This window comes from Streptomyces sp. OR43 (genome assembly GCF_008042275.1).
Lineage (GTDB): Bacteria > Actinomycetota > Actinomycetes > Streptomycetales > Streptomycetaceae > Streptomyces.
Map to the genome: position 1 here is coordinate 367,231 of NZ_RDBK01000008.1, position 17,975 is coordinate 385,205.

Consider the following 17,975-nt stretch of genomic DNA (forward strand, 5'->3'; position numbering starts at 1 on the left):
CGACCTGAGAACTCTAAGTCAACTGATCGTCCTCGCAGGCGCGTTCCGAAGGCCGGGAGAGCAGTCCGGCCAGACCCTCCGCGCGGGCCATCCGTTCCAGGCCGTCCAGGGCCCGAACGGCCTCCCGGGCCGCCGCCGGATCGCGCCCGGCCAGTCCGCTCTCTTCGAACTCGTCCTCGTCCAGCCGCAGTACGGCGGAGCGGTCCGCCGACACCCACAGGTCGAGATCCAGGTCCTCGACCAGAAGAGTCCCGTCCCGGATCTCCGCGGGGCGGGTGATGTCGCAGTACCAGCCCTTGAGTACGCCGCCGCCGCTGCGCACCTCCTTCACGGCGAACCAGGCGTCGCGCCAGTAGTGCTCGGTGAAGACGTCGCCCGGCTCGAAGCGTACGAAGCCGAAGTCGCGGACCCCCGGGGCGGCCCAGGGTGCCCGGACCGTGATCCGGTTTCCGTCGTCGGCGACCAGGGTCACGGGATACCTGATCTTGGTCTTTCCGGCCTTGACCAGGACGACCGTCAGTCGGGGCTCAGCCGTCGGTCCGGATCCAGACGTCAGGCCGGGCTCAGACGAGTTTGCGGACATGGCGCACCTCCGTGGTACAGAGCTCGTAGCCGAACCAGCGGTTGATCGCCAGCATCGGCCCGTTGCCGGCGTCGTTGCCGGTGTAGGCGTCGGTGTACCCGGCGGCGCGTGCCCGGTGCAGCGAGTCGTTCTTCGCGAGCTTCGCCAGCCCCCGGCCGCGGTACGCCCGGCGGGTGCCGGTCATCCCCGACCAGTAGCGGTCCACCCCGTCGGTCTCCGCCAGGCTGAACGCCGCCACCTCGCCGTCGGCCACCACGACCGAGGTGAGACGGTGGTCGAGGCTGGGACTGCGCCAGGTCTCCGTCAGCCACTCCTCGTAGTCCGACAGCACGGCCGGCGTGTCACTGGGTTCGTCCGCGGTGGCCTCGGCGTCCGCCTCGAAGAGCGGGCGCGGATCGTCGGCGAAGTCGGCGGCGGTGCGCAGCTCGGCACCGGCCGGGATCTCCTGACGGGGCGGCAGCGTGGAGCCCGTCAGGCCCAGACGGAAGAAGTGGGAGGACCGGCTCGGCGCATAGCCGTGCTTCGCCGCGAACGCCAGGTCGCCGGGGGTGTCCACCACCCAGGTGTAGACCGAGGTCGCGCCGGCCACGGCCAGGTACTCCTCGGCCGTGCGCATCAGCAGCGTGCCCGCGCCCCGGCCGGTCCGCTCCGGGTGGACGAACGTGTTGCAGAACGCCTGCCCAGGCGTGGGGCTCTCGTGCGCCAGCCCCACCTGCGCCGTCCCGATGACCTCGCCGTCCTCCTCCGCGACGAGCATCCGGTAGCGCTTGCCGGGATGGGCGGTGGCCAGGTCGAAGACCACCCGCTCCGGTGTGATGACCATGAACGGGAGCGCCGCGCGCCTCACCCGCACCCAGTCCTCGGCGTCGGCGGGCCGGAAGTCGCGAACGATGACAGTCATGGCCCGGACCGTACCCGCGGGTCCGGCCCGTCCGCCCCCGAATTTCCGGCGGTGGGGCAGAATCGGCCCGTGACTCTGAAGATCGCCGTTGACCCGGATTCCGGCACCGCTCCGTATGAGCAGCTGCGCACGCAGATCTCCGAACGGGCCCGCTCCGGCGCGCTGCCGGTCGGCTACAAGCTCCCGACCGTTCGCGGTTTCGCCGAGGAGCTGGGCCTGGCCGCCAACACCGTCGCCAAGGCCTACCGGGCCCTGGAGGCGGACGGGGTGATCGAGACGCGGGGGCGCAACGGGACGTTCGTCGCCGCTGCGGGCGACGCCGCCGAACGCCACGCGGCCACCGCCGCACGCGAGTACGCGGAGCAGGCCCGGCGGCTGGGGACGTCCCGGGCGCGGGCCCTGGAGCTGGCGCAGGACGCGGTGCGGGCGGTGTACGAGGGCTGAGGTGAGGGCCGGGACGGGGCTCAGAGATACAGACCCGCGTCCGCCCCCGAGTCCTGCTTGGGGACCGATGCCGGGCCCGTGCCGCGGCGCAGTGCGTACAGCTCCGCCAGGGTCGTGCCCTCGCGGGCCGCGTCCCGGCCCAGGCCCTCCTCCGTACCGAGCCAGGCCACCGACTCCTTGCGGGTCAGCGGTCCCACCTCGATACGGGCCAGGCAGCGGCCGGGCCTGACGACCGCCGGGTGCAGCCGTTCCAGGTCCTCGTTGGTCGTCACGCCCACCAGCACGTTGCGGCCCTGGCCCAGCAGCCCGTCCGTGAGGTTCAGCAGCCGCGACAGCGCCTGGCCGGCGGTGTGCTTGGCCTCGCCGCGGATCAGCTCGTCGCAGTCCTCCAGGAGCAGCAGGCGCCAGCGGCCCTTCGCGCTGCCGTCCTCCTCGCCGATCGCGATGTCCATCAGATAGCCGACGTCGTTGAAGAGCCGCTCGGGGTCGAGCACGCAGTCGACCTGGCACCAGTCCCGCCAGGACCGGGCCAGGGTGCGCAGGGCGGACGTCTTGCCGGTCCCGGGCGGGCCGTGCAGCAGGAGCAGCCGGCCCGCGATGTCGTCGGGGGTGACCTTCATCAGCCGGTCCATGGCACCCGCCACGGGCGCGGTGTAGTTGGAGCGGATCTCGTCCCAGGTGCCGGCCGCGATCTGACGGGTCGTGCGGTACGGGCCGCGGCGCGGCGACACGTACCAGAAGCCCATCGTCACGTTCTCGGGCTGGGGCTCCGGCTCGTCCTGGGCGCCTTCCGTGGCCTCGTCGAGCACCTTGCCGGCCAGTTCCGGGCTGGTCGCGGTGACCGTGACATCGGCGCCGCGGCTCCACCGCGAGATGAGCAGGGTCCAGCCCTCGCCCTCGGCCAGCGTGGCACTGCGGTCGTCGTCGCGGGCGGCGCGCAGCACCTTCGCGCCCTCGGGCAACAGCGTGGCGCTCTTCTTCACCCGGTCGAGCGAGGAGCTGTGCGAGTACGGCTGCTCGCCCGTCGCGAAGCGGCCGAGGAACAGTGCGTCGACGACATCGGACGGTGAGTCGCTGTCGTCGACGGTGAGCCGGATCGGCAGCGCGGACTCGGGGTTGGCAGACATGCCGCCCATGATCCGGCACGTGCGCACCCGGCGCACCCAGGTTTCGTGACCTGCTGTTCCGGTCCGGCACGCGCCGAGGCGCGCCCCCGGTGCGCCGATATGACACGAACTCAGGGAGCCGGAGGCAAAAGCTCATCCGATCGACTTGGCATGGACACTTCCGAAAGGGGCTTCGCTGCTGCTACCACGGATGTGGCAGAGATCCTGTCGGCCGGTCCAAGGGAGCTTCCATGAAAATGTCCAGACTCATGGCGTTATCGTCCTCACTCCTGCTCGGCGCCGTCATCGCCCTGACCGGGGCGGCCACCGCGAACGCCGCACCGTCCGTCCAAGCCGTCGACTACGTCGCGCTGGGCGACTCCTACTCCTCGGGAGTCGGCTCCGGCAGCTACATCGGCTCCAGCGGCGACTGCAAGCGCAGCACCCTCGCCTACCCCTCGCTCTGGGCGGCCGCCCACGCGCCCGCTTCCTTCGCCTTCACGGCCTGCTCGGGTGCCCGCACCAACGACGTGACCGCGAGTCAGCTCGGACCGCTCACTGCCTCGACCGACCTCGTCTCGATCTCCGTCGGCGGCAACGACGCCGGATTCGCCGATGTCATGACGACCTGTGTCCTCCAGTCGGAGGCCACCTGCCTCAACCGGATCGCCACCGCCCGCAGCTATGTGGACTCCACGCTGCCCGGCCGGCTCGACTCGGTGTACGACGCGATCAGTGCCAAGGCTCCGTCCGCCCGCGTCGTCGTGCTCGGCTACCCCCGCTTCTACAAGATCGGCGGCAGTTGCGTCGTCGGCCTGAGTGACAAGGTGCGCACCGCCATCAACGGCGCCGCCGACTACCTCAACGCGGCCACCGCCAAACGTGCCGCCGACCACGGCTTCACCTTCGGTGATGTCACCGGGGCGTTCACCGGGCACGAGATCTGCTCCGGGAGTGTCTGGCTGCACAGTCTCAACTGGCTCAACATCGGCGAGTCCTACCACCCCTTCGCCGCCGGGCAGTCCGGTGGCTATCTGCCCGTCCTCAACTCGCTCGACTGACCGGCGCGGGTTTCGTCCGCGCTGTCCGGCTGCCCGTCATGCCGCCTGCCGTAGGAGCCTTGCAGGTCAGGGCCTTTTCCGGTGGGCGGGCCCGATGGGTCTGATCCGTACGGACGTTGACGATCTGTCCAACTCGCCCTGGAATCGGGCAGATTCGCGGACAGGTCGTCAACCTCCGTATGTGTGTGCTCAATCCTGCGCCCGGGATACACGCGTGTCGCCGCGGGGCGATAGGGTTAACCTGCCCGGGCCGGGTGCCCTCGTACGGGTGGGGAGTGACATGGAACAGATAACGATGCGTAGCAGGCCGCGTGTGCCTGCCATCACATGCGGGAGCGGTGCGACGAGTTCGCGCCTCGACCGCCATCTCGCAGTGCTGGGCGGCCCCGCCGTCCCGCAGCGTGAGTCCGCGGAGGCGACGCTGCTGATGCTCGAGCTCACCTCGCGCGATGTCGCGCACACCCGCCGGAGCAGAAGTGCGAGGGTCTCGCTCTTCGCCCCGCTGCGGCGACTGCGGCGCTCGCTCTTCGGCAGCCGCCGCTGATCCGACGCCCGGTCCCGGCCTCGCGCTGCTGCCCGCTCTTCCGTCATCCCCGGAGCCGGCAGTGGCGCGTCGCCATGTCCGCGTGAGCCTCTCGCCCGCCGGTGGAGGGGACTCCGAGGTAATTCGGTCCCGAAGTACTTCTACACTGTCCGCATGTCCGAGAAGCGAGCTGCGCGCCTGAGTCCCGACGAGCGAAGGGCGCAGTTGGTCACGATTGGCGTGGACATGCTCTCCGATCGCTCGCTGGACGAACTCTCCACCGACGATGTGGCACGCCGCGCCGGGATCTCCCGGGGGCTGCTCTTCCACTACTTCGACTCCAAGCGCGACTTCTACCGCTCCATGGTGCAGCGGGAGTGCGACGACTTCGCCGCAGCCATGGATCCGGACGTCTCGCTGGAGCCCGTCGCCTGGCTGCGGGCGTTCATCGCCGGCTTCACGGCGTACGTCACGGAGCATCGCAGGGTCTATCTCGCGCTGGTCCGGGGCGCCGCCGGCAGCCATCCCGCCGTGGAGGACATCGTCGAGTCCACGCGCACCCTGGTGGCCCGGCGCGTGGCGGAGGGCCAGCGGCGGCTCGGGATGCCGGACTCGCCCCGGCTGATGGTCGCCGCCCGGGCCTGGATGGCCTTCGCCGAGGAGGCCGTCACCAACTGGCCGCTCGACGAGCCGGACGCCCTCGACGCCCTCGGCGCCTTCCTGGAGTCGGCTTTCATCGCCCTGCTGGGCACGCTGGACCGGCCGGTCGCGCTGCCCGGCTGAGCCGGTGGGCGCCGGTACCGTCATTCGCCGCCGCGCGAGTAGAGGCGTACGGACAGCGGCACGGCGACCGCGAGCAGCACCGCGGACCAGAGCAGCGTTCCGGCCACCGGATGGGCGACCGGCCAGGCGGCGTCGGCGGCCGGTACGGCGTTGCCGAAGAGGTCGCGGGCGGCCGCGGCGACGGCGCTGATCGGATTCCACTCCGCGAGCGTGCGCAGCCAGCCCGGCAGGTTGTCGGTCGGGATGTACGCGCTGGAGAGCAGCGGCAGGATGAACGTGGCCGCGCCCAGCTGTCCGGCGGCCTCCTCGTTCCGGATCAGGAGTCCCAGCCAGCAGCCCACCCATGACGTCGCGAACCGGAACAGCAGCAGCAGTCCGAACGCGCCCACCGCGGCGGCCGGGCCGCCCTCGATCCTCCAGCCCACGGCCAGGCCGACCAGCATCAGCGGGAGCAGGCCGACGGCCGTGGTCAGCACATCGGCCGCGGTCTGTCCGAACGGCACGGCGGACCGGCTCATCGGCAGGGTGCGGAACCGGTCCATCACGCCCCGGTGGCAGTCCTGTGCGGACTGGAACATGCCCGTCATGATGCCGTTCGCCGCGGTCGCGGCCAGCAGCCCCGGCACCAGGAAGGCGCGGTACTCCTGGCCGGGGACGGCCAGGGCGCTGCCGAAGACGTACCCGAAGAACAGCAGCATCGTGATCGGCATGGTCTGAGTGAGGATCAGGACGCCCGGGGCCGCCTTGATCCGTTGCAGATGGCGGCCGAGCACGGCCAGGCCGTCCGCGACGGGTGTGTGCGCGGGCGCGGTGGCGTCCGCTGTCCGTCGTTCCGTCACGAGTGCGTCGGTGCTCATGCTGCCGTCTCCTTGATGGGGGTGCTGCGGCCGGTCAGGCGCAGGAAGACCTCGTCGAGGGTGGGCGGGCGCAGACTCGCGTCGATCACCGCCGCGCCCGCCGCGTCCAGTTCGCGGACGATCCGGGGCAGGGTGAGCGAGACGTCCGTGGTGACCGCGCCCACCGTGCGGCGCTCGTGGTCGAGCACCGGCTCGGTGCCCGTCAGCTGGTCCAGCACGGCCGCCGCGAGATCGAGCGCGGAGGCGTGCGCGACGACGACCTCGGCGTAACTGCCGATCCTGGCCTTCAGTTCGGCGGGGCTGCCGCTGTGGGCGGCGCGCCCGCTGTCGACGAGCACGATGTCGTCGGCCAGCTGATCGGCCTCCTCCAGATACTGCGTGGTGAGCAGGACGGTGGTGCCGAGGCCCGCGAGCTCCCGTACCGCCGCCCAGATCTGGTTGCGGCTGTGCGGGTCGAGTCCGGTGGTCGGCTCGTCCAGGAACAGCACCTGCGGGCGGGCCAGCAGGCTGGCGGCGAGGTCCAGACGGCGGCGCATCCCGCCCGAGTAGGTGCGGGCCGGGCGGTCGGCGGCGTCGGTCAGCCCGAAGCGTTCGAGGAGCTCGTCGGCCCGGGTACGGGCCACCTCGCCCCGGTACTTGAGCAGCCTGGCGAAGAGCCGCAGGTTCTGCCGGCCGGACAGCTCCCCGTCGACGGAGGCGCTCTGCCCGGTGACGCCGATCGCCGCCCGTACGGCCCCGGCCTCCCGCACCACGTCGTGGCCCGCGATCCGGGCGCTGCCGCCGGCCGGCGCGGTCAGCGTGGTGAGGACGCGGACGGCGGTGGTCTTGCCGGCGCCGTTGGGCCCCAGCACCCCGCAGACGGTGCCTTCGGCGACGGCCAGATCGAGGCCGCGCAGCGCGTGGACGTCGCCGTAGCGCTTCTCCAGACCTTCACTAAGTACAGCGTACGTAGTTGTCATGCCGCAACGGTACCGCACTACGTACGGTGTACGTAACTACCATGGTGACCGAGGTGGTGATCAATGGTGGGGCGACCCGCAGTACCGGAAGTGATCTGGGCGCGTCCCGAGCGTGCGGGGCGTGGCCCCAAGCCCGCGTTCAGCCGGGCGGACATCGCTGCGGCAGCCGTGCGCATCGCGGACGCGGAAGGGCTCGACGCGGTGTCGATGCGGAAGGTGGCGGCCGAACTGGGCTGCGGCACCATGTCGCTCTACAACTACGTCCCCCGCAAGGAGGACCTGTACGAGCTGATGCTCGACGCGGTCAGCGCCGGCTACGACCTCCCGGACCCGTCCGGTGACTGGCGCGCCGATCTCCTCGCCCTCGCCCACCAGGCCCGCGGAATGATGCGCCGACACACCTGGGTGCCCCGGCTGATGTCACCGGTGTACGGGTTCAGCCCGAACGCCCTGCGGTACCTGGAGTACGCGCTGAGCTGTCTGGACGGGGTCGACGCGCGGTTCGGCGAGAAGATGGAACTCATCGCCATGCTCAACGGCGTGGTCACCACCTACACCGCCAACGAGATCGCCACGGCGGAGCGCAGCCGGTCGCTGCCCTGGTCCGAGGAACAGGAGCAGGCCGCCCGCACCGGGTACCTGATCAGCCAGATCATGACCGGGAAGTATCCGCGGATGGCGGCCGGATTCGCCGAGGACCCCGGACCGATCGATCTGGATGCCGTGTTCGACCGGGCACTCGCCCGGGTGCTGGACTCGTTCGGGCGCGCGTAGGGCGGCGGGTTTTGGGCTCTTTCGGGCGCGCGTAGGGCGGCGGGTGCTGGACTCGTTCGGCCGCGCGTAGCAGGGCGGTGCTGGGCTCTTTCGGTCGCGTGCAGCAGGGCGGGCGCGCCGAACGGCCCCGCTCACAGCAGGGCGAACTGGCCGTCCGGGCCCTCCTCCTGGTGGTCGAGCACGGAGGCCGGACGCCGGGCCGCCACCGGAACCGGCAGCACACCCGCCGCCCGCAGTTCGGGCACGCCGATCTCCGGACCTTCCGCCAGCTCCTCCTGCCGCGGCCGCAGTTCGGCGAGCAGCGCGAGCAGCGTGATCAGTTCCAGCAGCTCCGACGTCCACTCCTGCGGCCAGACGCGGGGCAGCACGGCCTCCAGGCCGCCGGCCCCGGGCGCCGCCGTCCGGCGCCCGAACCACAGCTCCAGTACCCGTACGCCGCCCACCCGGAACTCCCACGCACCGGCGGGCACCGGCGAGATGCGGCCCGTACCGAGGCTCAGCACCTGCTCCCCGGCATCGTAGGAGAGCTCCGCCGGGGCGGCCGGCACGGCGGCCCGCACATAGGGGCGCCGGCCGCCCGGCAGCCGGGGGCGCTCCCCGCCCCGGGCCCCGCGCAACTGGACCCTCAGCAGCTCGTGCCCCAGCTCCACGCCCGCCGACCAGCGCGCGGTGTCCGCGGGCAGCGGCACCGCGCAGCCGTCCGGAGTGCGGCGGGCCGCCGCGAGGATCCAGGCCAGTACCGACTCGGCGGTGACCGCGTCCCCGTGGCGGGCCCGCAGCAGGCCGAGCAGTCCGGGGGCCAGGTTGGGTTCGACGCCGCCGGGGCGCCGGAACAGCGGGCGGATCCGGCCGGGCCGCCCCGCGGGGGAGTGGCCGTCAGGGAGCAGTGCGGTCACCGAGAGGGCGGGGCCGGTGTCCTGGGGCACCCGGCCGTGCTCGACGAGGAAGAACTGATGCCCGTCGGCGACCCGCCACAGCTCGGGCCGGGCCACGTCGATCAGGCGGTGGTCGGGGAGCAGCCACTGCTCGTCGAAGGGCCCGTGCAGGATCCGTACGGGCTTCGGGCACGGCCCCGGATCGCGGGCGAACTGGCCGGTGCCGCTGGACTGGCCGGGCAGCGCCGCCACCGGGGTCTGCGGACCGCGCGTGCGGGTGGGCCCGAAAAGCTGCTCGCGTTCGGCTTCCGGGGCCCGGACGAGACGCTCCCAGCGGGCCCTGAGGGAACCCGCGTCGGGGGCGGTCACCCACGGCCGCCCGGTCCTGAGCGGCCGCACCGACCAGGGCATGAGGTCGTCGAGGAGCGGGCTGTGCGGGCCCTCGCCGGAGCCGGCCGCTGCCGGAGCTGCCACCGTGTCGTCCTCCCCGTCGCCACGTCTGCCGCCTTCCCCGGCATCGTAACGGCGGAGTCCCGCGGCCCGGCAGGGCGCCCGCCGGAGCGTGGGGTGGCGCCGTCAGTGGGTCTCCACCGTGACCGAGAAGGAGAACCGGTCGCCCCGGTAGCGGATCTGCGCCACATCGACCACCCGACCGCTCTCGTCGTACGCCACGCCCGTGTAGTACAGGATCGGGCTGAGCAGCGGGACCCGGAGCAGTCCGGCGGTGGCCGGGTCGGCGAGCCGGGCCTCGACCGTGTCGGTGATCCGGGCGATCGGGACGCCGGCGCGGTCGCGCAGCACCTTGGTCATCGGCCAGCGTTCGAGGTCGGCGGGGTCGATCCCGGCCGCGGCCTCCGGATGGACCCAGTTCTGCGCCCAGTTGGTCGGCTCGCCGGTGTCCTCCTCGCACCGCAGGCGCCGGTAGCCGACGACTTCGGCGCAGCCGGGGAAGTGCTCCGCGACATCGCCCGGCACCGGGGACGGGCCGTGGTCGAGCAGGGTGGTGCGCTCGCCCGACTGCTGGGCGACGATCGCGTCGATCGAACCCATCAGCCGCACCGGCGACACCCGGCGTGCGCGGGGCTCGATGAACGTGCCGCGCCGCCGGTGCCGGCTGATGAGCCCCTCCGTCTCCAGCTCCTTCAGCGCCTGGCGCATCGTGAGGACGCTGACGCCGTAGTGCGCGGCGAGCTGTTCCTCCGTCGGCAGCCGCAGCGTGGCGTCCGCGGTGCGGCCCAGTATCGAGGCCCGCAACGACTGCGAGACCTGATACCACAGCGGGAGCTTGCGGTTCAGGACCAGTGAGTCGGGTGCGAAGGCGGCTCCGGGGGCCGTGGGGGGCGTCTCAGAGGGCTGCGGCACCTGGTCACCTGCGTTCGTCGTCGCTGCGGCACGGAGCCCTTGCGGCCTGAAGTAATACGAGGCCCTTTACGGCCTGAAGTTGCGGGTCAGACCCTGCCACACGTCGTCGTATCCGTGCTGAAGGTGTCCGGCCGTCGCCGCCTGCCCGGTCGCGGTGACCGGCCAGCGGGTCTCGAACATGAAGGCCAGGCCGTCGTCGATCTTCTGCGGCTTCAGCTCCGCCGCGCTCGCCCGGTCGAAGGTCTCCCGGTCCGGTCCGTGCGCCGACATCATGTTGTGCAGGGAGCCGCCGCCGGGAACGAAACCGCCCTCGCCGGCCGTCTTCGCGTCGTACGCGCCCTCGATCAGGCCCATGTACTCGCTCATGACGTTGCGGTGGAAGTACGGCGGCCGGAAGGTGTCCTCGCCCACCAGCCAGCGCGGCGCGAACACCACGAAATCGACCCCGGCCAGACCGGGGGTGTCCGTGGGCGAGGTCAGCACCGTGAAGATCGACGGGTCCGGGTGGTCGTAGCTGACCGAGCCGATGACGTTGAACCGGCGCAGGTCGTAGACGTACGGGGTGTGGTTGCCGTGCCAGGCGACCACATCCAGTGGCGAGTGGTCGTACGTCGCCGACCAGAGGTTGCCGCAGTACTTGTTGACCACCTCGACCGGGCGCTCCACGTCCTCGTACGCGGCGACCGGGGCGAGGAAGTCCCGTGCGTTCGCGAGGCCGTTGGCGCCGATCGGGCCGAGGTCGGGGAGAACGAAGGGACTGCCGTAGTTCTCGCAGACATAGCCCCGGGCGGTGGCGTCGAGCAGTTCGACCCGGAAGCGGACACCGCGCGGGATCAGTGCCACGTGGCCCGGTTCCGCGCGCAGCAGGCCCAGTTCGGTGCGCAGCAGGAGACCGCCGTGCTCGGGGACGATGAGCAGCTCGCCGTCGCTGTCGCTGAACACCCGGTCGTTCATCGTGGTGTTGGCGGCGTAGAGGTGCACGGCCATGCCGCTGCGCTCGGCGGCGTTGCCGTTTCCACCCAGCGTCCACAGACCGGAAAGGAAGTCCGTGCCGGGCGCGGGCTCCGGGAGCGGGTCCCAGCGCAGCCGGTTGGGGTCCGGGACGGTCTCGGTGAACGGGGCGGTGCGCAGGGTGCCGTTGTCGGTACGGGTGAACGGCGGGTGGGCCGCGGAGGGGCGGATCCGGTAGAGCCAGGAGCGGCGGTTGTGGGCGCGCGGCTCGGTGAAGGCCGAACCGCTGAGCTGTTCCGCGTAGAGCCCCAGCGGGGCGCGCTGGGGTGAGTTGCGGCCGTGCGGCAGCGCTCCCGGCACCGCTTCCGAGCTGTGCTGATTGCCGAATCCGGCGGAGTGCGCGAGCCCTTCCGCCGTCTTCCGCGCCTGCTCGATGCCGCTCATATGTGCTCCCGGTGCATGAGAATCCTGGAATCCTATGCTCAACCGTAGGAATCGAAGCGGCGAGAGTCAACGGCATTCGTGCGGCACAGGGGGGTTCCAGAAGGTGAACAATGCTCTACTCTCCGGCTCATGTCGTGGACACGAAGACTTTTGGTGGTTCTGGCGGCCCTCGCGGCCGCCCTGCTCGCGGCCCCGGCCGCCCAGGCGCACGAGGAACGGCCCGTCACCTTGCCCGACGGCACCGGCAGCGTTCCCACGTACCGCACGGGTGAGCCCGATCTCCTGGTCTGCAAGAGCGACCGGGCCGACTTCGAGCGCCGGATATCCGGCTTCCCGGACGCCCTGCGGGCCAGGAACCTGACGCTCTTCGACCGGTGCCGGAAGTCCGGCTACCGCCATCTCCAGCAGGCCGTCGACGCCGTCACCGGGCCCGGGAAGAACATCGCGATCCTGCCCGGACTCTACGAGGAGGAGCCCTCGCTCCCGGCGCCGAAGGGGGAGTGCGAGCGGCTGAAGGCCCCCGACTCGCAGCTCGGCTACCAGATCCTGAGCTACGAACAGCAGGCGAAGTGCCCGCACAACCAGAACCTGGTGGCGATCCTCGGCAAGAAGGACCTCCAGATCGAGGGCACGGGCGCCGCGCGCACGGACGTCGTCATCGACGCCAAGTACCAGAAGCTCAACGCGGTCCGCGCGGACGGCTCCGACGGGGTCTACTTCAAGAACTTCACCGCCCAGCGCACCACGTTCAACTCGCTGTACATCCTGGCCCAGGACGGCTTCGTCATCGACGACGTCCTGACCCGGTGGAACGACGAGTACGGCTTCCTGACCTTCGCCAGTGACCACGGCCTGTACAAGAACTGCGAGTCGTACGGAAACGGCGACTCCGGCATCTATCCGGGCAGCGCGTCGGACATCAACGACGGCTACGGCTACGCGGTGCCGCGCTACTCGATCGAGATCACCGGCTGCCGCAGCCACCACAACATGGTCGGCTACTCGGGCACGGCGGGCGACTCCGTCTACGTCCACGACAACGAGTTCGACCACAACATGGGCGGCGCCTCGATGGACAGCGCCTTCCCCGGCCACCCCGGACTGCCGCAGAACCACGCCCGCTTCGAGCGCAACCTGATCCACGACAACAACGCCGACTACTACCCGTACGTCGCCGACGGCACCTGCGCCAAGCCGCCCGTCGAGCGCGGTTACGAGGGCGGGGTGGTCTGCCCGCAGATCTCCATGCCCCCGGGCACCGGCATCATCACCGCCGGCGGCAACTGGAACCTCTACGAGAACAACTGGGTCTACGGACAGAAGCGCGCCGCCTTCTTCCTGAGCGCCGTACCCGCCTTCATCCGTGGCGAGGACGCCCTCGGCAAGCAGACCGACACCTCGCACCACAACCGGTACGCGAACAACCACCTGGGCACCGACAAGCAGGGCCGCTCGCGCCCCAACGGCACCGATGTGTGGTGGGACGGCCAGGGGTCGGGAAACTGCTGGCAGTCCGACGCGGGCGCGTCCACCCCGCGCTCCCTGCCCTCGTGCGGATCCGGGCGCGGCTCGGTCACGGGCAGCACCGACCGGCTGGTGGGGGAGCCCGTCAAGCTCGCCCAGCTGCTGGTCTGCGCCGACTACAACGTGCAGGCGCGGCGGCTGCCGGCCGGCTGCGACTGGTACGGGGCGCGCGGCATCGAGCGCATCGAGGTGCAGGCGTCCCTCGGAATCGCGGTGGTGCTGGTGCTGGTCGGCGGGGTGCTGTGGTGGCGCCGGCTGCGGGCCGACCGGCTCGCCACGGCCGCCACGGTCCTCGGCCTCATCGGCCTCGTACTGGACGTGGCCGGGTCGACCACGGGCCTGGCCGCCACCTATGTGCCCGCACTCGCGCTGCTGCTGACGGGGGTCTGGTGGACGGGCATTGGGCTGGTGCTGCGCCGGGAGCGGCCGGGACTGGGCTGGACCACGGTGGCGCTGGGCGGGCTGACGCTGCTCGACGCGCTGGACAAGGGTGTGTTCATCATCCCGTGGATCCCGCTGAGCCCGGCCTGGGTGCGCGGACTGCTCGGCCTGGTCTGGGTGGTGTGGGCCGTCGTGGCCGCCGCCCGCCACGGTGAGCGCGCGACGGGGACGCCGGACGCGGCCACGACGGCCCACACCACCCAGACCAGGCCGAGCAGTCCGCGCACCGGCGAGGAGCCCGCTGCGGATCCGGCGACCGGTTCCGAAGGCGCGGTGGTTCAGGGCGAACCTGTCCGGCCTGCCTCGCCCACCCCGCCGTCCGCGGAACCGAACGGGGAACCGTCGTGAACCGACACCCGAACCGGGCGTGGGCGCCGCCCCGCGGACGCAGGTCCGCGGCCGTTCTGCTCGCCGCCGCCCTCCTGCTGGGCGCGAGCGCCTGTGGGGGGCGGGCCGCCACCCACCACAAGCCGGGCACCAGTCATGAGCAGGCCACCGGCAGCAACGGCAGGCTCCTGACCGCGGACGACGGTTCCGGCAACCGGCTGCGCCAGGTCGACGCCCAGGGCGCCCCCGAGGTCACGGTCGCCGCGCGGCCCGACTCGGAGGACGGCTGGAACGTCCACCTCTCCGTACGCAACTTCCGGTTCACCCCGGACAGCGTCGGCGGCGCCGCACTCCTCGGACGCGGCCACGCCCGGCTCTTCCTCGACGGCCACCCCCTCGCCAGGATCTACGGCACCTGGTTCCATCTCCCGACGTCGCTCCTGCGCACCGCCGGGGGCGGCACCCGGCTGACCGCCCGCCTCTACGCCGACGACCACACCGCCTGGGCGGTCGGCACCGCCCCGGTCCAGGCCGTCACCACCCTGGGCGGCGCCACCTCGGCACCCGCACCCGCGCCCACCGCCACCCCCGACGCCACCGCGGAGATATCGATCCGCGACGGCAAGGTCGACCCCGCCCCGGGGCGCACCGAGGTCAAGAAGGGCCGGACCGTGCGCCTCCTCGTGCGCAGCGACCGCGACGACACCCTGCACGTCCACGGCTACGACAAGGAGGCGCGGCTGCCCGCCGGCCGGGCCGTCACCCTGACCTTCACCGCCGACCGCACCGGGCTCTTCGAGGTCGAGACGCACGAGTCCGACCTGCTCCTGACCCAACTCGTCGTACGGTGACGGCCCTCGACGATCCCGGTGCCGTGAGCGTCCTCGCCCATGGCATCGGCGCCCAGCACGACCTGCCCCTCTCGCCCTTCTACGCCTTCGCGGGAGCCTTCGCCGCGCTCTTCGTCTCCTTCCTCGCGCTCGGCCTGCTCTGGTCCGCCTCCCGGTTCCGCGGCGACCGGGCGGGCCGCCCCCTGCCGGCCGCCGTCCAGCGCGCGGCCGACGCCCGCCCCACCCGCATCACCGTCCGCGCGCTGGGCGTGGCCGCCGCGCTCCTGGTCGCGCTGTGCCTCGTCCTCGGCCCGGCCGACCCGGACCGCAACCCAGCCCCGGGCGCCGTCTACGTACTCCTGTGGGTCGGGCTCGTCCCCGCATCGCTGCTGCTCGGCCCCGTCTGGCGGCTGCTCAACCCACTGCGCACCCTGCACCTCCTCGGCTGCCGCGTGCTCCGCCGCGACCCGGCCGCCGGCCGGCCCCTGCCCCCGCGCGTCGGGATGTGGCCCGCGGCGGCCGGGCTCCTCGCCTTCACCTGGCTCGAACTCGTGGCCCCCGACCCCGCCTCATCCACTGCCCTGCTCCTTTTCCTCGCCCTCTACTGCGCCGCCCACCTCGCGGGCGCCGCCCTGTACGGCGCCAGTTGGTTCGACCACGCCGACGCCTTCGAGGTCTATTCGGGCCTCCTCGCCCGCCTCTCGCCGCTCGGCCGCCGCCCGGCCGACCGCCGCCTCGTGCTGCGCTCCCCGTTCAACGGACTCGACGCCACGCCCCAGCTCCCCGGGCTCGTCGCCACTGTCTGCGTGATGCTCGGCTCCACGGCCTACGACGGCTTCTCCGACGCGCCCTCCTGGATCAGCACCGTCCAGACCTCGGCCCTGGGCCGTACCACCACCGCCACCCTCGGACTCCTCGGCGCCGTCGCCCTCGTCGCCGCCCTCTACGCCCTGTGCGCCGGATCCACCCGGCTTCTCTCCGGCCGGCTTCCGCACCCCCTCACCGCCTTCGCGCACTCCCTCATCCCGATCGCCCTCGGCTATCTGGTGGCCCACTACTTCACACTCTTCGTCACCGAAGGGCCACGTACCGTCATGATGGCACTCGGCACTGACAATCCCGCACCGCCCGAACCGCCCCTGGGCCCGGGCGGCACCGCCACGCTCCAGGTCCTCGCGATCGTCGTCGGCCATGTCCTCGGCGTCGTCGCCGCCCACGACCGCTCCGTCCGGCTCTTCCCGCCCGGCCGCGCCGTCGCCGGCCAACTGCCGCTCCTGGTCCTGATGGTCGCGTACACGATCGGCGGACTGGCCCTGCTGATCGCCTGAGGCGGGCCGCCCTCGCCCCGGAGCCCGAGCCCGAGTCCGGGGGCGCACCCCCGCCCCCGGCCGAGGAGGCCCACGGCATCATGGAACCCGTGCCCCATGCGAACACGAACCTCCGCCGCGCCCCCGTTCAGCAGCGCAGCGCCGAGCGCCTCGCCCGGATACTCGACGCCTGCGCCGAACTCCTCGACGAGACCGGCTACGAGCAGCTCTCCACCCGGGCCGTGGCCGTGCGCGCCGGAGTCCCCATCGGCTCCGTCTACCGGTTCTTCTCCAACAAGCGGGCCCTGGCCGACGCGCTGGCCCGCCGCAACCTGGACAGCTACGCCGAGCGCATCACCGCCCGGCTGGCCGCCCTCCCGGCCGGCGACTGGCGCCGCGCCATCGACGCCGTGCTCGACGAGTACCTGGCGATGAAGAGCTCCGTCCCCGGCTTCTCCCTCATCGACTTCGGAGCCCCCGCACCCGACGGCGACCCGGCCGACGACGCCAACCAGCGCGTCGCGGGCCGGCTCACCGAACTGCTCGCCGGCCATCTGGACCGCGAACCCGACGACGCTCTCCTGCGGTCCATCCTGGTCTGCGTGGAGGCCGCCGACGCCCTCCTCCAACTCGCCTTCCGCGCCGACCCGTCCGGCGACCGGGCCATCGTCGCCGAGACCAGGGTGCTGCTCCGGGCCTACCTCGCGCGCGTACTGGAATGAGACCGCGCGCCGCGACGAGACCGGCCCGAGCGGTATCGACTCCGGGCCGAGCCCTATCGGCCCCGGGCCGAGCCGTATCGGCCCCGGTTCGCGTGCGCCTCAGGTGAACCGGTACCCGGCGAAGTCGGCGAGGTGGACGTATCCGAGCCGCTGGTAGAGGGCGTTGCTCGTGGGGTTGTCCGGGTCCGTGAACAGGACGACCTCCGACGCGCCCGCGGCCAGCGCGGTCCGGCTCGCCTCGGCCGTCACCGCACCCGCGTAACCGAGGCCCCGAAGGCGGGCCGGGGTGTAGACCGGGTCCACCCGGACCATCCCGCCGATGACGGAGGTCGCGGCCGCCATGGAGACGGGTCTGCCGTCAGGGGTCTCCCAGAGCGTGAAGTGCCTGTCGCCGAAGCGCGAGTCGCCCCAGGAACCGGCGTCGATCAGGTCGATGGAGCGCTGCTCCCCGACATCGACACAGAACGCGCGGCACCAGCGCACGACGTGCTCATGGTCCTCCCTGCCCGCGGCGCGTCCCTGGCCTTCCGGGCTCGGCTGCGGCGGGGTGAGCGTGCCGAGGCGGTAGAGACGCGTCCGCCAGAAGGGCACGGGTACCGCGCCCGTATGCCGCTGCCACGACTCGGCGAAAGCGGCGGCGGTGTCGCGGTCCGCGATGACGTGGGCGGGCGAGTGGCCGAGGCCGGCCAGGCGGGCGGCGAGGGCGTCGGTCTGCTCGGCGGAGAGGGAGGTGAGACCCAGGCGGCCGTACGGAGTCAGGTGGAACACCGCGCGGACACCGCTCCCCGACTCCAGGCGGCCGAAGACCGGAGCTTCGCCGTCCTGCCCGGCCACCGCGCGCAGCCGCAGCTTCTCGATGTCCGTCAGCGGAGTGTTGTGCAGAGCGGGCCGCGAGCGGAGGAAGTCCCCGGCTCGGGCGAGGAAGTCGTCGACGTCGTCAGTGAGGTGCCAGTCATCCGGGCGCATACTCCATGATCCCGCAGGCCCCACGCCGGCCGTTCGTTCCGTACATCCCTCGGGGTGCGCCCTCCGCGCTGCCGGTCCGAAGCCCGCCATGCGGTCCTGTCGTCGGCGAGGTGCGCACGCCCCGCTGACCGAACGGCCGATCTCGACGAGGCCGGGGAGTTCCTTCGGGCGCCCCTCCACGACGCAAGCCGCTGACTTCCGTCCGGAGTCCTCCGTTCGGACGGCCACCCGGAGT

General features: G+C 72.2%; 18 protein-coding genes. 9 read left to right on the top strand and 9 right to left on the bottom strand.

Annotated elements, in window-relative coordinates; translation table 11 throughout:
- Positions 1–13: 13 nt before the first annotated feature.
- Complete coding sequence (locus tag EAO72_RS05625) at positions 14–583, bottom strand: ribonuclease FAU-1 family protein (RefSeq protein WP_148016071.1); 570 nt, start codon at positions 581–583, stop codon at positions 14–16.
- Entirely contained in the window at positions 564–1,484 is a 921-nt protein-coding gene (locus EAO72_RS05630; RefSeq protein WP_148016072.1) for a GNAT family N-acetyltransferase, read from the bottom strand. The genes EAO72_RS05625 and EAO72_RS05630 overlap by 20 nt, the downstream gene beginning before the upstream one ends.
- Before the next feature lie 69 nt (positions 1,485–1,553).
- Here EAO72_RS05630 and EAO72_RS05635 point away from each other — a divergent pair, with 69 nt between their 5' ends.
- Positions 1,554–1,928, top strand: a complete 375-nt coding sequence (locus EAO72_RS05635) for a GntR family transcriptional regulator (RefSeq protein ID WP_148016073.1) — start codon at positions 1,554–1,556, stop codon at positions 1,926–1,928.
- Positions 1,929–1,948: 20 nt separating this feature from the next.
- Here EAO72_RS05635 and EAO72_RS05640 read toward each other — a convergent pair whose 3' ends face one another.
- Positions 1,949–3,055, bottom strand: a complete 1,107-nt coding sequence (locus tag EAO72_RS05640) for a DUF5925 domain-containing protein (RefSeq protein WP_261991333.1) — start codon at positions 3,053–3,055, stop codon at positions 1,949–1,951.
- Positions 3,056–3,303: 248 nt separating this feature from the next.
- On the opposite strand from EAO72_RS05640, the gene EAO72_RS05645 reads away from it, so the two are divergent.
- The 3 genes from EAO72_RS05645 to EAO72_RS05655 all read left to right on the top strand — a co-directional run bounded on the left by EAO72_RS05645 (position 3,304) and on the right by EAO72_RS05655 (position 5,401).
- Positions 3,304–4,095, top strand: a complete 792-nt coding sequence (locus EAO72_RS05645) for an SGNH/GDSL hydrolase family protein (RefSeq protein WP_148016075.1) — start codon at positions 3,304–3,306, stop codon at positions 4,093–4,095.
- A gap of 280 nt (positions 4,096–4,375) precedes the next feature.
- Positions 4,376–4,639: a hypothetical protein gene (locus EAO72_RS05650; RefSeq protein ID WP_148016076.1), complete on the top strand. Its 264-nt coding sequence runs from the start codon at positions 4,376–4,378 to the stop codon at positions 4,637–4,639.
- 153 nt (positions 4,640–4,792) lie between these two features.
- A complete protein-coding gene (locus EAO72_RS05655) occupies positions 4,793–5,401 on the top strand; it encodes a TetR/AcrR family transcriptional regulator (protein WP_148016077.1) in 609 nt (202 codons plus the stop codon).
- 20 nt (positions 5,402–5,421) lie between these two features.
- Here the strand turns inward: EAO72_RS05655 and EAO72_RS05660 are convergent, their stop codons facing one another.
- Both EAO72_RS05660 and EAO72_RS05665 read right to left on the bottom strand, forming a co-directional pair.
- Positions 5,422–6,258: an ABC transporter permease gene (locus EAO72_RS05660; protein ID WP_148016078.1), complete on the bottom strand. Its 837-nt coding sequence runs from the start codon at positions 6,256–6,258 to the stop codon at positions 5,422–5,424.
- Positions 6,255–7,217 (bottom strand): ATP-binding cassette domain-containing protein, encoded by a 963-nt coding sequence (locus EAO72_RS05665; RefSeq protein WP_148016079.1) that lies wholly within the window; start codon positions 7,215–7,217, stop codon positions 6,255–6,257. Before EAO72_RS05665 ends, EAO72_RS05660 begins: the two co-directional genes overlap by 4 nt.
- 63 nt (positions 7,218–7,280) lie before the next feature.
- On the opposite strand from EAO72_RS05665, the gene EAO72_RS05670 reads away from it, so the two are divergent.
- A complete protein-coding gene (locus EAO72_RS05670; protein WP_148016080.1) occupies positions 7,281–7,991 on the top strand; it encodes a TetR/AcrR family transcriptional regulator in 711 nt (236 codons plus the stop codon).
- Between the two features lie 131 nt (positions 7,992–8,122).
- Here the strand turns inward: EAO72_RS05670 and EAO72_RS05675 are convergent, their stop codons facing one another.
- The 3 genes from EAO72_RS05675 to hmgA form a co-directional block, all read right to left on the bottom strand.
- Positions 8,123–9,340, bottom strand: coding sequence for a type ISP restriction/modification enzyme (locus EAO72_RS05675; RefSeq protein WP_148016081.1), 1,218 nt, complete (start codon positions 9,338–9,340; stop codon positions 8,123–8,125).
- A gap of 102 nt (positions 9,341–9,442) precedes the next feature.
- On the bottom strand, positions 9,443–10,228 hold the full coding sequence (locus tag EAO72_RS05680) for a GntR family transcriptional regulator (protein WP_148016082.1): 786 nt from the start codon (positions 10,226–10,228) through the stop codon (positions 9,443–9,445).
- Positions 10,229–10,294: 66 nt separating this feature from the next.
- Positions 10,295–11,623, bottom strand: a complete 1,329-nt coding sequence (hmgA, locus tag EAO72_RS05685) for a homogentisate 1,2-dioxygenase (RefSeq protein WP_148016083.1) — start codon at positions 11,621–11,623, stop codon at positions 10,295–10,297.
- Between the two features lie 129 nt (positions 11,624–11,752).
- On the opposite strand from hmgA, the gene EAO72_RS05690 reads away from it, so the two are divergent.
- The 4 genes from EAO72_RS05690 to EAO72_RS05705 all read left to right on the top strand — a co-directional run bounded on the left by EAO72_RS05690 (position 11,753) and on the right by EAO72_RS05705 (position 16,774).
- Positions 11,753–13,936: a right-handed parallel beta-helix repeat-containing protein gene (locus EAO72_RS05690; RefSeq protein ID WP_261991334.1), complete on the top strand. Its 2,184-nt coding sequence runs from the start codon at positions 11,753–11,755 to the stop codon at positions 13,934–13,936.
- A complete protein-coding gene (locus EAO72_RS05695; protein WP_148016084.1) occupies positions 13,933–14,766 on the top strand; it encodes a cupredoxin domain-containing protein in 834 nt (277 codons plus the stop codon). The genes EAO72_RS05690 and EAO72_RS05695 overlap by 4 nt, the downstream gene beginning before the upstream one ends.
- A complete protein-coding gene (locus tag EAO72_RS05700; protein ID WP_261991335.1) occupies positions 14,763–16,073 on the top strand; it encodes a hypothetical protein in 1,311 nt (436 codons plus the stop codon). The genes EAO72_RS05695 and EAO72_RS05700 overlap by 4 nt, the downstream gene beginning before the upstream one ends.
- An 80-nt stretch (positions 16,074–16,153) precedes the next feature.
- Positions 16,154–16,774, top strand: a complete 621-nt coding sequence (locus EAO72_RS05705) for a TetR/AcrR family transcriptional regulator (protein WP_148016085.1) — start codon at positions 16,154–16,156, stop codon at positions 16,772–16,774.
- A gap of 99 nt (positions 16,775–16,873) precedes the next feature.
- Here EAO72_RS05705 and EAO72_RS05710 read toward each other — a convergent pair whose 3' ends face one another.
- On the bottom strand, positions 16,874–17,740 hold the full coding sequence (locus tag EAO72_RS05710; protein ID WP_148016086.1) for a GNAT family N-acetyltransferase: 867 nt from the start codon (positions 17,738–17,740) through the stop codon (positions 16,874–16,876).
- Between the last annotated feature and the right edge of the window lie 235 nt (positions 17,741–17,975).